11 protein-coding genes are annotated in these 17080 nt (G+C 35.4%); 4 read left to right on the top strand and 7 right to left on the bottom strand.

Annotated features, from left to right (window positions below; translation table 11 throughout):
* Positions 1–185: 185 nt before the first annotated feature.
* Positions 186–704 (bottom strand): single-stranded DNA-binding protein, encoded by a 519-nt coding sequence (gene ssb, locus V4P56_RS03190; protein ID WP_455481515.1) that lies wholly within the window; start codon positions 702–704, stop codon positions 186–188.
* Between the two features lie 248 nt (positions 705–952).
* Between ssb and uvrA the strand changes: the two genes are divergently transcribed.
* The 4 genes from uvrA (at position 953) to V4P56_RS03210 (ending at position 6617) form a co-directional block, all read left to right on the top strand.
* Positions 953–3856 (top strand): excinuclease ABC subunit UvrA, encoded by a 2904-nt coding sequence (gene uvrA / locus V4P56_RS03195; RefSeq protein WP_455481516.1) that lies wholly within the window; start codon positions 953–955, stop codon positions 3854–3856.
* Positions 3857–4114: 258 nt separating this feature from the next.
* Entirely contained in the window at positions 4115–4453 is a 339-nt protein-coding gene (locus V4P56_RS03200; RefSeq protein ID WP_455482648.1) for a P-II family nitrogen regulator, read from the top strand.
* Positions 4454–4507: 54 nt separating this feature from the next.
* Complete coding sequence (glnA, locus tag V4P56_RS03205; RefSeq protein ID WP_455481517.1) at positions 4508–5917, top strand: type I glutamate--ammonia ligase; 1410 nt, start codon at positions 4508–4510, stop codon at positions 5915–5917.
* Between the two features lie 154 nt (positions 5918–6071).
* Positions 6072–6617 (top strand): hypothetical protein, encoded by a 546-nt coding sequence (locus V4P56_RS03210; protein WP_455481518.1) that lies wholly within the window; start codon positions 6072–6074, stop codon positions 6615–6617.
* Positions 6618–6668: 51 nt separating this feature from the next.
* Here the strand turns inward: V4P56_RS03210 and V4P56_RS03215 are convergent, their stop codons facing one another.
* The 6 genes from V4P56_RS03215 to V4P56_RS03240 all read right to left on the bottom strand — a co-directional run bounded on the left by V4P56_RS03215 (position 6669) and on the right by V4P56_RS03240 (position 17003).
* On the bottom strand, positions 6669–7451 hold the full coding sequence (locus V4P56_RS03215; RefSeq protein ID WP_455481519.1) for an ATP12 family chaperone protein: 783 nt from the start codon (positions 7449–7451) through the stop codon (positions 6669–6671).
* Positions 7452–7667: 216 nt separating this feature from the next.
* Complete coding sequence (locus V4P56_RS03220) at positions 7668–8651, bottom strand: RluA family pseudouridine synthase (protein WP_455481520.1); 984 nt, start codon at positions 8649–8651, stop codon at positions 7668–7670.
* Positions 8652–9825: 1174 nt separating this feature from the next.
* The gene (gene alaS, locus V4P56_RS03225; RefSeq protein ID WP_455481521.1) at positions 9826–12489 is read right to left on the bottom strand and encodes an alanine--tRNA ligase; all 2664 of its coding nucleotides are present in this window, start codon (positions 12487–12489) and stop codon (positions 9826–9828) included.
* Between the two features lie 137 nt (positions 12490–12626).
* Positions 12627–13670: a recombinase RecA gene (recA, locus tag V4P56_RS03230; RefSeq protein WP_455481522.1), complete on the bottom strand. Its 1044-nt coding sequence runs from the start codon at positions 13668–13670 to the stop codon at positions 12627–12629.
* A gap of 616 nt (positions 13671–14286) precedes the next feature.
* Positions 14287–15600 (bottom strand): replication-associated recombination protein A, encoded by a 1314-nt coding sequence (locus tag V4P56_RS03235; protein WP_455481523.1) that lies wholly within the window; start codon positions 15598–15600, stop codon positions 14287–14289.
* 8 nt (positions 15601–15608) lie between these two features.
* Complete coding sequence (locus V4P56_RS03240; RefSeq protein WP_455481524.1) at positions 15609–17003, bottom strand: DegQ family serine endoprotease; 1395 nt, start codon at positions 17001–17003, stop codon at positions 15609–15611.
* Positions 17004–17080 lie beyond the last annotated feature (77 nt).

Here is a 17080-nt window from a genome sequence, read left to right on the forward strand (position 1 = left end):
TTTATCTCCTACAGTAGAGGAGAAATTTAACAATAATTTTCAATATGTTATTTATTTATATTAAATATTTTAAATAAAATAACTAGAATTTAGTTTTCTAAACTTTTAAAATCTAAAATAAATAACCGAAAAGACACAAAGAGTAATGACAATATTGAGTAATGACAATATTTTCTCAAAAACTATCAAAAAGGTATATCGTCATCTAATTTGTGCGAAAATCTTTCTCCCAATTGGCTATTATTTTGATCAAAAGTATCTCCTTGATTTGAGCTACTGTCACTAAAACCACCACTACCATAGCTACTAACTGATTGATTTGCACTTTGCATTTGCTCTCCACTCCCTACTCCACGCCCATCAAGCATTTGTAATTCACCGCGGTATTTTTGTAAAACCACCTCTGTTGTATAGCGATCATGACCGTTTTGATCTTGCCATTTACGTGTCTGTAGCTGACCTTCAATATAAATTTTACTGCCTTTTTTTAAATACTGCTCTACAATTTTGATTAGGTTTTCATTAAAAATAACAACACTGTGCCACTCAGTACGTTCTTTACGCTCATTTGTATTGCGGTCACGCCAACTTTCTGAAGTAGCTATACGCATATTCGCCACTTGATCACCAGAATTCAAACGGCGAATTTCAGGATCTGCACCAAGATTACCAATTAAAATAACTTTATTAAGGCTACCAGCCATCGCATAAACTCCAAAATTGTAACCGTACAATTATAACATAAAGATCGCAACAACATATAGTTTATTCCATTTTTAAATATAGTTTATTCCATTTTTAAGAATAAAAATCTGCTATCTTTCTCTTTCCACAGAACTTGCAATCTCTTTCCACGTTATAGTTATAGCAGTTAAATACATTGTAATTTCATAGAAACAGTTTTATTTCATTTTAAGGTGTTTAATTTTTATCACATATGCCAAGGATAAACATGATTCATCAGAAATATATTTCCATTCGCGGCGCACGTGAACATAACCTAAAAAATATCGACTTAGACCTTCCTCGTGACAAACTAATTGTTATCACAGGGCTTTCTGGATCAGGTAAATCATCTTTAGCTTTTGATACAATTTACGCTGAAGGTCAGCGTCGTTACACCGAAAGTCTTTCATCTTATGCACGACAATTTCTGGAAATGATGCAAAAACCAGATGTTGACCAAATAGATGGTCTCTCCCCCTCCATTTCTATCGAACAAAAAACTACCAGTCGTAATCCCCGTTCAACAGTTGGTACTGTCACAGAAATTTATGATTATATGCGTCTTCTTTTTGCACGTATTGGCGTTCCTTATTCCCCTGCTACAGGACTTCCTATCGAAAGCAGAACCGTAAGCCAAATGGTCGATCAAATTATGTCTTTACCAGAAGGTACACGGATTTTTATTATGGCACCGTTAATTCGAGGACGAAAAGGAGAATATAAAAAAGAGCTAACAGACCTTTTAAAAAGAGGATTTCAACGTGTTAAAGTTGATGGCAGATTCTATGAAATTCCTGATCTTCCTTCTCTTGATAAAAAATATAATCATGACATAGATGTCGTAATTGACCGTATTGTTGTGCACCAAGACATTACTTCCCGCTTAGCTGACAGTATAGAAACCTGTCTAAAATTAGCTGATGGACTTGTAATTGCTGAAATGACAGATCAGCCTTTGGTCACAAAGGAATCGATTAATAAATCAAAAAATGAAACACACAAACGACTCATTTTTTCAGAAAAATTTGCCTGTCCTGTATCCGGTTTCTCTATTCCTGAAATTGAACCACGTTTATTTTCATTCAACAGTCCTTTTGGAGCCTGCTCTGTTTGCGATGGTCTTGGTATCAAAAAAGCAATTGACCCAGCAAGAATCGTCCCTAATGAAAATCTCACCTTAAAAGCTGGAGCTATTGCCCCTTGGTCTAAATCATCTTCACTTTACTATACTCAAACTTTAGAAGCATTGGGTAAAACTTATGGATTTAAACTCACAGATAAATGGTGTGAACTTCCAAATGAAGCACAAAAAATTATCTTATATGGCACAGAAACAAAAAAAATTCCTTTTGTCTATAAAGATAGTAAACACTCCTATACAACAAATCAATGCTTTGAAGGTATTATTCCAAATATGGAGCGAAGATGGAAAGAAACTGATTCTTCATGGTCACGTGAAGAAATTGAGCGTTACATATCTTCTGCACCTTGTCCAGTTTGTCATGGTTATCGTTTAAAACCAGAATCACTCGCTGTCAAAATTGACGGGATGCATATTGGGCAAATATCAGAATTTTCTATCTTAAAAGCAGATGATTGGTTCGCTAACATTTATCAACATTTAACTGAAAAACAACGTAGTATCGCGACACGTATTTTAAAAGAAATTCGTGCACGCTTAGCATTTTTGAAACATGTGGGACTTGGGTATCTTACTTTATCTCGAACTTCAGGAACACTATCGGGTGGAGAAAGCCAACGTATTAGATTAGCATCTCAAATTGGCTCCGGTCTTACAGGGGTTCTTTATGTTTTAGATGAACCATCCATTGGTTTACACCAACGTGATAATGAACGCCTTCTAAAAACACTGTGCCATCTACGTGATCTTGGCAATACAGTTATCGTTGTGGAGCATGATGAAGATGCTATTCTCTCCGCAGACTATGTCGTTGATATCGGCCCTGCTGCAGGAATTCATGGAGGAAAAATCATAGCTCAAGGATCACCAAAAGAAATTATCAATAATCCATCTTCTCTTACAGGACAATATCTCTCTGGAAGAATGACGGTTTCCATTCCTTCTCAGCGAAGAAAAATATCGAAATCAAAAATACTAAAAGTTATCGGTGCTCGAGGCAATAACCTAAAAAATGTCAGCGCTGAGATCCCTCTTGAGACATTCACTTGTATAACTGGTATTTCAGGTGGAGGAAAATCAACATTTCTCATTGAAACCCTTTTTAAAGCAGCATCACGCCATATCATGGGAAGCCATCAAAGCCCAGCAATCTATGATAAAATTGAGGGATTAGAATTTCTTGATAAAGTCATTGATATTGACCAATCACCTATTGGACGCACCCCACGTTCTAACCCAGCAACCTATACAGGTGCATTTACACCAATCCGTGATTGGTTTGCTTCACTGCCAGAATCGAAAGCGCGTGGTTATCAACCAGGACGCTTTTCATTCAATGTCAAAGGAGGACGCTGTGAAGCATGTCAGGGTGATGGTGTTATTAAAATTGAAATGCACTTTTTACCTGATATCTATGTTACTTGCGATGTCTGTCAAGGAAAACGCTATAATAGAGAAACACTAGAAGTAAAATTTAAAGGAAAATCCATAGCTGATATCCTTGATATGACAGTTGAAAAAGCAGAAGAATTTTTTCAAGCTGTCCCTTCTATTCATAATAAAATGAAAACTCTCATCACTGTTGGCCTCGGTTATATTAAAGTTGGACAACAAGCTACAACACTTTCTGGTGGAGAAGCACAACGCGTGAAACTTGCTAAAGAACTTTCACGCAAAACAACAGGTCGTACACTCTATATTTTAGATGAACCAACAACTGGTCTACATTTTCATGATATATCTAAACTTCTTGAAGTGTTGCATGAGCTCGTCAATCAAGGTAATACAGTTATCGTAATTGAACATAATCTTGAAGTCATAAAGACAGCTGACTGGATTATCGATTTAGGACCAGAAGGTGGAGATGGCGGTGGTGAAATCGTTGCAATTGGAAGACCTGAAGATATTGTAAATGTCTCCGCTTCCTATACCGGGAAATTTCTAAAAAAAATTTTAGAACGCAAACCTTTGCATAATCCCAATTCTTAGAGAAATTTTCAAGTTATAGAGTATATAATGGCACAAATAAGAAAAAAGAAAGTCAAATATTTTTTACTGTATCATTTTGATTTTTTTATAATAATTGCATCCTTTTTTCCTGTAAAATAATAGCACTTTATTCTATATTGCAAGAAAATCTTTTTAATTTAAATTTTCCGTGTAGAACGTATCTGTGTACATTTTATGGCTGTCAATATAATGTATTGTTGTCTAAAAAGACAAAACAACGTTGGAGATAATTTCAGCATGAAAAAAATTGAAGCCATTATAAAACCTTTCAAACTTGATGAAGTGAAAGAAGCGCTTCAAAAGATTGGATTACATGGCATTACTGTAACAGAAGCAAAAGGATTTGGCCGCCAAAAAGGACATACAGAACTTTATCCTGGTGCTAAATATATCGTTGATTTTCTACCTAAAGTAAAAATTGAAATCGTTGTTGCAGATGAAAAACTAGAACAAGTCGTTGATGTGATACGCAAAGCAGCTCAAACGAAACATATCGGAGATGGAAAAATATTTGTTTCTTCTATCGATAAAGCCATTCGTATCGGTACCGGTGAATCTGGAATTGATGCCATTTAACATTTACAAAATTTTTACTTTTTTATTCACCTCAGTCCAATAAGGAAATTGAATATGATAACCGCAGCAGATGTTCTCAAACAGATTGCAGATAATGAAATACGTTTTGTTGATTTACGCTTTACTGATCCACGAGGAAAATTACATCATGTCACAATGGATGTTGCAGAAATCAACGAAGATACATTTAGTGATGGTGTTATGTTTGATGGTTCTTCAATTTCTGGATGGAAAACAATTAACGAATCGGACATGGTATTGATGCCAGATCCAGAAACAACGCATATTGATCCTTTTTTTGCTCAATCTACTTTGGTCATATTTTGTGATGTACTTGATCCCATTTCTGGAGAATTTTATCGTAGAGATCCTCGTTCTATCGCTAAAAGAGCTGAAGTTTATTTAAAATCTTTAGGAATCGGAGATACTATCAATATAGGTCCAGAAGCAGAATTTTTTATCTTTGATGATGTGCGCTATAAAACTGATCCTTACAATACGGGATTTAAACTCAATTCAAGTGAACTTCCGTCAAATAGTGATACTAAATATGAAATGGGCAATCTTGGTCACCGTCCACGAATGAAAGGTGGTTATTTTCCAGTTCCTCCAATTGATTCTTGTCAAGATATGCGCTCTGAAATGCTCACAGCACTAAAAGACATGGGTGTCCGTGTTGAGAAGCACCATCATGAAGTAGCAGCAGCTCAACATGAATTAGGTATTCGCTTTGATACTTTAGTCCGCGAAGCAGATAAAATGCAAATTTTTAAATATGTTGTACATCAAATAGCAAATAGCTACGGAAAAACAGCAACTTTTATGCCAAAGCCGATTTTTGGTGATAACGGTTCTGGAATGCATGTGCACATATCTATTTGGAAAGATAGCAAACCAATCTTTGCGGGAAATGAATACGCTGGACTATCAGAAACTTGTTTATTCTTTATTGGTGGTATTATTAAGCATGCAAAAGCAATCAATGCTTTTACCAATCCATCTACTAATTCTTATAAGCGTTTGGTTCCTGGTTATGAAGCTCCTGTCTTACTTGCTTATTCTGCACGCAATCGTTCTGCATCTTGCCGTATCCCAATGAGTTCTTCGCCAAATTCAAAGCGTGTAGAAATTCGTTTTCCAGATCCAACAGCAAATCCTTATTTAGCGTTTTCAGCACTCTTAATGGCTGGTCTTGATGGTATAAAAAACAAAATTCATCCCGGACAAGCTATGGATAAAGATCTTTATGATCTCCCCTCAAAAGAACTTAAAGAACTCTCTACGGTCTCAGGAAGTCTACGTGAAGCACTTGAAGCACTTGATAAAGATCGCAGCTTTCTGAAAGCTGGTGATGTTTTTGATGATGATCAAATTAATTCCTTCATCGAATTAAAAATGCAAGAAGTCTTACGCTATGAAACAACCCCACATCCTATCGAATTTGATATGTATTATTCTGTTTAAAGAATAAATTATCCTTTTTAATTTAAAAAGGAAGATTATTTTCCTATTTTTGTGGGGTATTCTTCTTTTTAAAGAGTATAATGGGCTTTTTACTAATGAGCTTTTCCTTTATAAGCTTAGATAAATTCATTCAAATCAATTATCAAGGTTTTCAATGCTGAGAATTCATCCCCTCTTCTTTATATTTTTATACTTTGCTTTTATTATATCAGTAGTTCAAGCCTATACAATTACTGATAAAGAACTCACAACCCTTGAAAAAGCAGCTTTTGCTTATAGTAAAGCGATTCAAAATGCAGATGCAGACGCCATCCTGAATGCTATTCCTCCCCAAATCATTGACAACTTAACTACTAAGAAAAATCTTAGTAGATCACAATTCCAACAAATCATGAAAAGCCAGATGGAACAGTTGGCAGAAAATTATAAAATTGAGAATATCCAAGTCGACCAAAAGCAGAAACGTGAAGGAAAACTTGATAATAATATTCCTTATTTCATTATACCTGTAAAGTTTGTAATCACGACAAATGCTGGGAAAAAGTGTTCTATTCAAACTGAGATTATTGCTCTTCTTGACAATAAACGGTGGTATTTTATCCGTGGTAATGACGAAACAATCTTAAACATAACCAGTCGAGCATTTCCTGGGCTTGAAAAAATAAAGACAAATCCCCAAAAAATTATAAAAATACTGTAATGTAGGAAATGAGCACGCATAGTACATGTACAAAAAAAAGAAAATTTAACTTCACAAACAAGTTGTAATGATTGTAACTGCTGCAGTAAATTCAATTTTTTTATATGCTCGGCGTGCCATTGTTTCCTCATCGGTTTTCCATTGTTCCATTGTCCAATTTTCATCTAAATGCGCAATATCCCAAGCATGATCTGAATCGATTCTCCCCGCAGCAATAGCAAGAGCAATGATGGTGGATCCCGTTAATGTTGTTATAGTATGAAGTGCAGCAAGCATATAAGGAGATTCTACCCTGCGTAAATAATTACTTACTGCCTGAATAGCTTCCCGAGGTTGTTCAACATACATCAGCCCTTCTGTTAAATTAAAATGTGAACCAAGTTCTTCTTCTACCCAATTGAGTAAAGGATCCCACTGTTCACATTGTCGTTGTACCAACTCTTTTGGTGCTTTTGCACGGTAAAAAATCATATCGCATGTAACAAAACGCAATAAATCTTCAAAAATAACTTGCATATTGCCAGCTACACCATCAAGAACCGTGTTAACAAGACGCGTAATTGGCATTTTTACTGGATCAATAACTTCTTTCTGGCTTTCAAATTCCTGTACTACTAATTTAGCAAATATTTCTGTTGGTACGAGGAAATGATGTCTTGCTGGTGTTTTAACTGGACATTCATCCAATAATATAGAGAAACCACTCTCTTCACATCTAATTTTTACTTCTTTATAAAATCGTTTAGGTAACGGCTGACACGAAAATTTTTGAACCTTATGAATGGAATTATTTTTATTCAACGTCATATCAAAACGATCTAAAATTTCACGCATATTATTCTACCTACGCTATTTTTCAATAAATCAATTAATTTTTCTGGAAAAGAATTTGTATCAACCTTTTGCAACACAAACATAGCGTAATAATCTTTTAAAAAACATCAATCAGTATGTAAATCAATTTTACCATCCACGTAGTAAAAATTAAATTCTCGGTGGTAAAGTATTCTTACATATAATCAAACAGAATAAGTTATAAACTCTTTTCCACTATTCTGTATTCTCATCAATTTCATTAAAAGCCAAAAGGTTAAAGCTTTGTAGCATATGAGGCGGTAAAGGCGCAACAATATCCAATATCCCTCCTGAAGGATGAGGTATACGAATACGACGCGCATGAAGGTGAAGCCGATTTTGAATTCCTCCTGGTAATGCCCAGTTACTATCAGAAAAAAAATATTTTGAATCACCAATAATAGGATGATTCATATAAGCAGCATGTACACGTAGCTGGTGTGTTCTACCGGTATACGGCTCCATTTCAAGCAACGAAAGAGCACGCCCTCGAGTATCTAAAACACGATAGTAAGAAACTGCATGGCTAGAGTCTGGTTCTCCATGTTCACAAACACGCATTTTATCACCTTGAGCAGTCATTTCTTTAACCATCCATGTTGAAATTTTATCCTGCTTTTTCCTAGGCACTCCTCGAACCAATGCCCAATAAATCTTTTTCGTTTCCCGTGCTCTAAAAGAAGCAGTCAAAGCCTGCGCAGCTCCTCTTGATCTAGCAACAATGAGCACACCTGATGTTTCACGATCAAGACGATGAACCAAACGTGGTCTTTCACCTTTTTTATTGCGCAATACCTCAAGCATACCATCCACATGGCACCTTAAACCAGAACCACCTTGCACAGCTAAACCCGCAGGCTTATTAAAAACAAAAATTTTTGAATCTTCATAAAGCAACATTTTTTTCAAAATGACTCTGTCGTCCTGCCCACGAATAGTCTTATCTGTCAAAGAAAAATTCTTTTTTTCACCAACAGGTAAAGGTGGTACACGAATAGATTGCCCCATGAAAAGACGTGTATCAGCTTTAACACGCCCACCATCAACTCGTATCTGCCCAGAACGCAGTAATTTTTGTAAATATCCAAACCCAAGTCCTGGATAATGTACCTTAAACCAGCGATCTAAGCGTATTCCACTTTCATCTGCTTCAACCTTTTTTATTTCTACACCTACCACAACGGTTCCCTTACTAAATAATCTTGTTTATCAATTTTTAAGCTCCATCTTTATAAATACAAAAATCTATATCCTATAAAATTGGCTTGATCACACTACATTATAGCCAATATTTATACATTGTATTTTTTATCATTTAAATTCTTTTAGCTTAAAGACCACCTGCTATAAGACATGATAACCTGTATACTCACAACATAAACATTGAGGATATCATCTATATCCTTATTCAAAATTTATGCTCATCTTATCACTTATCTAAACTAAGAAAAAAATGCAGCTCTTTTTACCTGTACTACTAATGTAATGTTAGCTGTTATCATCATCACAGAATCCATTATATTTAAATATGTCATTGCTTTTGTTGAAGATAAATCAGGTATTTTCTTACTCTCATAATTTGGATATGTTTTGATATTTTTAAATATCATTTCTTATATTGTTATTACTTATGGTATACCAACCTGCTAAACATATAAGCACAACTTAACCGTTCTAACTGAATTTTTTGTTCCCCATACCCTTAATTTGATATCGACAATACACAATTTTTAATATTCTTTGTATATTTTGTACGCTATAAACACTCTATATCAATCAATATAGCTAGACTTTATCAGTCAACATCTTTCAGCTCTTGTTACACTACTTATTCTCATATCTATAATCTCTAATATGAATTAATATCTTTTAATAATATTGACTAACCATTAGTACATAATGGCAAATATATAGGATTTAAAATTATCAGGTGATAAAAGACAATAACGAGCAATTATATGCACTATTTTAAAAAGTATACTATATTCTCTTTCTGCATAAAGTAACAAATACTCTTGGTATTAAGATAAAACTTATAATTAAAGATTTCACTGATTACATAAACCAAAACTACATAATTTTATTATGCTGCATCACCTTTCGACAGTTTACTACGTTAATCTCGTATTATTGAGAAATCATAGTCATATAATTGAAAGAGGAATTTTTTAAAAATTGATTGATAAAGATAGCCACTTTTATAAACTACTAAGAGCTAGAAATGAAAAATATGCTTCCATTGTGTAAAGCCGTTCTATTATAAAATCAACATGCCATTCTTTTAGCAAGATATAAGCCTTAACTATAAAATTTTATTCCTTCAAGAAATTTTATAGTTAAGCAACACAAACAATTATCCTTCAAGGAAAGCTTTTAATGCAATAATAGCTTCATCAGCTTTACTTCCCTCCGGACCACCAGCCTGAGCCAAATCAGAACGACCACCGCCGCCTTTACCACCAAGAATACCTGAAACAATACGCACCAAATCGATAGCATTCAACGTATTGATTAAGTCATCAGTAACACCAACAACAGCACTTCCTTTACCATCTTCTGAGATACCAATAAAAGCAACAACACCAGATCCAATCTTTTTCTTTCCAGAATCTACCAACATTTTAAGATCCCGTGCTGAAATATTATTAATAACACGCCCCATAAAAGAAATGCCCTTGATAATGGTGATATCTTCTTGAGCACTATTTATCGCCCCACCACTCAGCACAATTTTCTTGCGTGCACCATTTAACTCTTTTTCAAGTTTACGACGATCATCAAGCAAAGTACGAACACGTTCTTCCACATCAACAGGAGAAGTTTTTAAAAGATCAGCGATTTCATGAACACGCTTATCTTGATGATTAAGGTAAAGACGTGCAGCTGTACCTGTTAAAGCTTCAATACGACGAACACCAGAAGCCACAGAACTTTCAGAAATAATATGAATCAAACCGATATCCCCTGTTCTCTCCACATGTGTGCCTCCACAAAGCTCAATTGACCAACGCCTTTTTAATCCTCCTTGTTCAAATTGATCTCCCATAGAAACAACGCGAACTTCATCACCATATTTTTCACCAAATAAGGCCATCGCCCCTTCCGAAATTGCATCATCTAGAGCCATAAGGCGTGTTGTTACTTCACTATTTTGCAAAACAATATCATTGACTAAATCTTCTATTTTTTTTAATTCTTCTGAAGAAACTGATCTTGGATGGGAAAAATCAAAACGCAACCGATCTGGTGATACCAAAGAACCTTTCTGTATAACATGAGGTCCTAATATTTGATGTAAAGCTTTATGTAATAAATGGGTAGCTGAATGATTTGCACAAATCTTTTTACGACGAGCAATATCAACAGTTAACTCTACATAATCAGATGTTTTCGCTTGTCCAGATTTAACTTCTCCAATATGAATAAAAACACTAGCACCTCTTTTCTGGGTATCATGTACTTCAAAAACAAAGTGTTCACCAGAAATGATACCACTATCACCAGTCTGTCCACCAGATTCACCATAAAAAGGTGTTTGATTAACAATGAGAATAGCTTTTTGTCCTGAAGAAACATGATCAACAATTTTATCATCTTGAATAAGAGCTGTAATAATACCTTCAGCCCTTTCTGTTCCATAACCTAAAAATTCTGTAGCCCCCACTTGATCACGAATAGAAAACCAGATTGTCTCTGTTATAGTTTCACCAGAACCAGACCAACTAGCACGTGCTTCTTCTTTTTGACGTTCCATTGCTTGATCAAAGGCATCAACATCAACAGATATTCCACGACGCCGAAGAACATCTTGTGTCAAATCGAGTGGGAAACCATACGTATCATAAAGTTTGAAAGCGACCTCACCATTAAAATAATCCCCTTCTTTAAGATTTATACTCGCTTCCTTCAACAAACCAAGCCCTCGTTCAAGAGTTTTACGAAAACGTATTTCTTCTAACTTCAAAATTTCTGAAATCAAAGATTCAGCACGTACTAATTCAGGATAAGCTTGCCCCATTTCACGGACTAAAGTAGGTAAAAGGCGCCACATTAATGGTTCTTGAGCACCAAGAAAATGAGCATGACGCATAGCACGACGCATAATTCGACGTAAAACATACCCCCGACCTTCATTAGAAGGAAGAACACCATCAGTAATCAAAAATGCCGATGAACGAAGATGATCTGCAATCACACGATGACTCGCAACAAAATCACCAGTTGCCTCAATTCCTGTTATTTCTTGTGATGCATCAATTAATGCACGAAAAAGATCAATGTCATAATTATCGTGAACACCCTGCAAAACAGCAGCAATACGTTCCAATCCCATGCCCGTGTCAATAGAAGGATGAGGTAATTCAATACGTTCTTCTTTACTTACTTGCTCATACTGCATGAATACAAGATTCCAAATTTCAATAAAGCGATCACCATCCTCATCAGCGCTTCCAGGAGGACCTCCCCAAATTTTATCACCATGATCATAAAAAATCTCAGAACAAGGACCGCAAGGTCCTATATCTCCCATTGCCCAAAAATTATCAGTCGTCGCAATACGAATAATTTTTTCATCTGGAAGACCTGAAATCTTACGCCATAATTCAGCAGCAACATCATCACTATGATAAACAGTCACCAACAATTTATCTTTTGGAAGGAAAAATTCCTTTGTTAAAAGGTGCCACGCAAAAAAAATTGCTTCTTCTTTAAAATAATCGCCAAAAGAAAAATTACCCAACATTTCAAAAAAAGTATGATGGCGCGCTGTATAGCCAACATTATCAAGGTCATTATGCTTTCCACCTGCACGAACACATTTTTGTGCAGTTGCTGCCTTTTTATAAGCACGCTGTTCAAACCCAGTAAAAACATTTTTAAACTGTACCATGCCTGCATTTGTAAACATGAGTGTAGGATCGTTACGTGGAATAAGTGGGCTAGAAGAAAGAACTTTATGTTCATTAAGATGAAAATAATCCAGAAAAGTTGACCGGATGCTATTAACGCTATTCATATTGACACCTGTAGGGCAAAGCAAAACCCACTCCTAATTAAGACCATCCATAGAGTTAATTTAATCAAAAATAGGAATATTTTAAAAAAAACAGAAAAAATTTTAAACGGACGAATTATACTTAAAATAATACTCCATTAAATTGACTCATCGCCTTCTATATTATCTGATCCTACATTTTCTAATAACTCAATCGCAATTAAACCAGCATTTTGGCGCAAAGCTGTTTCAATTTCTGTAGCTATTTCTGCATGTTCACGTAAAAACTGCTTGGCATTCTCACGTCCCTGCCCTAAACGCTGAGAATTATAAGAAAACCATGAACCAGATTTTTCCACAATGCCAACTTTTACTCCCAAATCAATTAGCTCACCTAATTTAGAAATACCTTCACCATAAATAATATCAAACTCAACTTGCTTAAACGGAGGAGCTAATTTATTCTTGACAACCTTAACACGTGTCTGATTGCCGACAACCATATCCCGATCTTTAATTGCTCCAATGCGACGAATATCTAAACGCACAGAGGCATAGAATTTTAATGCATTCCCACCTGTTGTTGTTTCAGGAGAGCCAAACATCACACCAATTTTCATACGAATTTGGTTAATAAAAATAACCATACAGTTAGATCTAAAAATAGATGCCGTTAGTTTTCGTAAAGCTTTGCTCATTAATCGAGCTTGCAACCCAGGTAAAGCATCACCCATTTCACCATCAATTTCTGCACGTGGTGTCAAAGCCGCTACTGAATCAACAACAAGCACATCAACTGCACCAGAACGAACAAGTGTCTCTGTAATTTCTAATGCCTGTTCGCCAGTATCTGGCTGAGAAATAAACAAATTCTCTAAATCAACACCAAGTTTACGCGCATAAATAGGATCAAGAGCATGCTCTGCATCAATAAAAGCGCAAATCCCACCACTTTTCTGTGCCTCAGCAATAGCATGAAGAGCTAGCGTTGTCTTTCCAGAACTTTCTGGTCCATAAATCTCAATGATACGCCCTTTTGGTAATCCCCCCACACCCAAAGCGATATCTAAAGATAAAGAACCTGTTGGGATTGTTTCAATTTCAACAACTTGCTCTTTTTGCCCAAGACGCATAATTGAGCCTTTACCGAAAGAACGTTCAATTTGTGATAGAGCAGCATCTAAAGCTTTTGTTTTATCCACAATTATATCCTTAACGAGTCACAATAATTTTACACTCAATGTACACTGTTCTCTCAACTTAACTAAAGCCTTGAGTCTAAATTTTCACAGACTATTTCCATCCTTATTCTTATGTATATCCACCATCCCATTAATGTGATTAAAAAATCACAGCCTTGTCTTACAATATAAAATCCACCTCAACAAAATATTTTTGTGTAAAGGATAGAAGCCAAACACTGAACAATTATATTTAATATCTTTCCTTCAGAAAAGAAACAATTTAAATTTCAACATGATGCTTCATTCATCCTCTTTTAATATGTCTTTATAAATAATTAAGAGGTAGCATACTTTAGCTGATCACCTCACTATTGATAACTCGAAAATTCATCATCAATCAAAATAATATAGCATTCCCCAAAACTTAAATTATTAAAGACATATCAATCACAAAAATTATAGCTACAAAAATATTCCTTACAACTTGCATATGAATCGCCTAGCCACACAAAAATAAAATGTTTTACTTTAATAATATTTAAAGCATAATTTAGATTATTAATGAAATTATAATTATATAACTGATATAAAATCAGTCCCAAAATAACAAAAATTTCTTATCTTAACTAAAATTTTATTTCGAATTACTTCGTTTTTTTCTTAGCTTCTTCCACCATTCAAGACGCTTTATAATCTCGCGTTCAAAACCACGTTCTTGTGGCTGATAATAAATCTGGCGTCCAAGTTTTTCAGGAAAATATTCCTGCCCTGAAAAAGCATCTGGCTCATCATGATCATAACGATAACCATGCCCCTCTTCTTTCATAAACTTTATAGGTGCATTAAGGATATGATTAGGAGGGGGTAAAGAACCATTTTTGCGAGCACAATGCATAGCTTCTTTATAAGCAAGATACGTCGCATTTGATTTTGGTGCAGTTGAAATATAAAGACATGCTTGCGCCAAAGCCAATTCTCCCTCGGGTGACCCTAAATAATTATAAGCATCCTTTGCTGCATTACATATGACAAGAGCTTGTGGATCCGCTAAACCAATATCTTCAATCGCTATACGAATTAATCTGCGCCCAATATATAAAGGATCTTCACCTGCATCAAACATACGTGCCAAATAATAAAGAGCAGCATCAGGATCAGATCCACGAACTGATTTATGCAATGCTGAAATAAGATTATAATGACCACTTTGTCCGTTATCATAAATTGGAGCACGACGCTGCACGATTTTTTGCAAAGCTATAGAATCAAATATCTCCCCTGGTCGAGCAGTACACCAAATTTTCTCTGCTAATGTTAATACTGCCCGTGCATCACCATCAGACATCCTTATCAAAATATCCCTAGCATAATCATCTAAAGGAAGAGGCTTTCCCTCTACCTCTTCAGCACGTTTCAAAAGTATACCCAAACTTTCATTATCATGGGGAAAAAACGTCAAAACACACGCACGAGAAAGAAGAGCAGCATTCAACTCAAACGAAGGATTTTCAGTCGTTGCACCTATAAGAATTACAGTGCCATCTTCCATAACAGGAAGAAAACTATCCTGCTGAGCACGATTAAAACGATGAATTTCATCGACAAATAAAAGTGTTTGATATCCAGATATAAAACGAGTCTGAGCTACTTCAAAAATTTTCTTAAGTTCTGCAACTCCAGTAAAAATAGCAGAAATTTGCTCAAAAGCAAAATTTATTTCACGTGCTAATAAACGCGCAATTGTCGTTTTTCCTGTCCCTGGAGGCCCCCAAAAAATCATCGAACTAAATGAACCAGCCGCCACCATACGTGAAAGTATGCCTTCCTCTCCAACTAAGTGATTTTGCCCTATTACATCACGAAGAGAACAAGGACGCATTCTTTCTGCAAGTGGACGATTTTTATTAATATGAGAATCGCAAGATGAAGAAAAAAAATCTTTATTCAAAAAAAACCTCAGCGAACAAACTGGCGGATATACATACCATCACGTTCATATTCCAATTGCCAAATACGTGAATGACCTTGCATAAGAACCTTCTTTAATTGAATAACTGTTTGAATTTTATGACCATTAATAACACGCAAAATATCTCCAGACCGAAAAATCCCTGCAGCGTTGCTTATTTCATCAATATTAGTAATCACAACACCTTTTGTAGTCGCAGGAAGACGAAAATGCCTACTATTGTACGGCGTTAAATCCAACACTTCAGCACCAGAAAGAGGACTTTCACCAATAATTTTTTCAGATTTTAAAAATGCAGATTCTGGTATTGATAAAACAACCAGTTCCGTCTTAAAAATCTTTCCACTACGCAAATATTCTAGAATAAGATTCTGTCCAATACCAGCTATCATTAGACGATACCCAAGACCATCTGGGCTATCAATTCGTACCCCTTGCACACTTAAAATAACATCACCTACCTTTAAACCAGCTTTTTCAGCAGGACTGTCTTTAGTAATCTCAATGACCAGAGCACCATAGGGATGTTCTAAACCTAAACCATTTGCAATGTCGTGGGTAACATTTTGAAAAGATGCACCAATATAAGGTGGTACAAAATACTTTCCACCACGTTTAACAGTATCAAGCATCACTTTCACAAGATTCGCTGGAATAGCAAAGCCAATGCCTACAGACCCCCCCGAACGTGAATAAATAGCTGTGTTAATCCCAATTAATTGCCCTTTCATATCAATTAAAGCGCCACCAGAATTACCTGGATTAATGGCAGCATCTGTTTGAATAAAAAAGTCAAAATCAGAAATACCAACACGTGTACGTGCTTGTGCTGAAACAATACCACTTGTAACCGTCTGACCAACACCAAAAGGATTACCAATTGCAAGAACAAGATCACCAACTTCAACTGCATCAGAATTTCCCAAAGGAAGAACAGGAAATTGTGCACCTTTTACATCAATCTCAAGTATCGCAATATCAGTTACTTCATCTTTTAACATGATCTTACTCTCAAATTCTCGACCATCAGAAAGAGCAACTTTAATTTCGTTCGCATCCTTAATGACATGATAATTGGTAACAATTAAACCACGCGTATCAACAATTACCCCAGATCCCAATGATGATTGCGTACGTAAAGGCCGATTATCTTGATAACGACCAAAAAATTGCTCAAAAAATGGATCACCCTCAAACGGCGAACGTGCTCTAATTTTCCGAGCTGCATAAATATTCACAACAGATGGGATAGTCTTTTTAACTAAAGGAGAAAATGAAAGAGTAATTTCTGATTGTGTTTGTGGAATTTGAGCATAAGCACAATGAAGTGATATTCCTACTATAATTGTAAAAAAAAACCACATAAAAAAAGAATTCTTCATTCTTTACTCCTCATAAAAACAAGTTATCTCTTAACAAAACAAGCTCTCCATATTGCTAAGGATCCTTATTAATATTT

It is taken from the genome of Bartonella sp. B35(2025) (assembly GCF_053794465.1).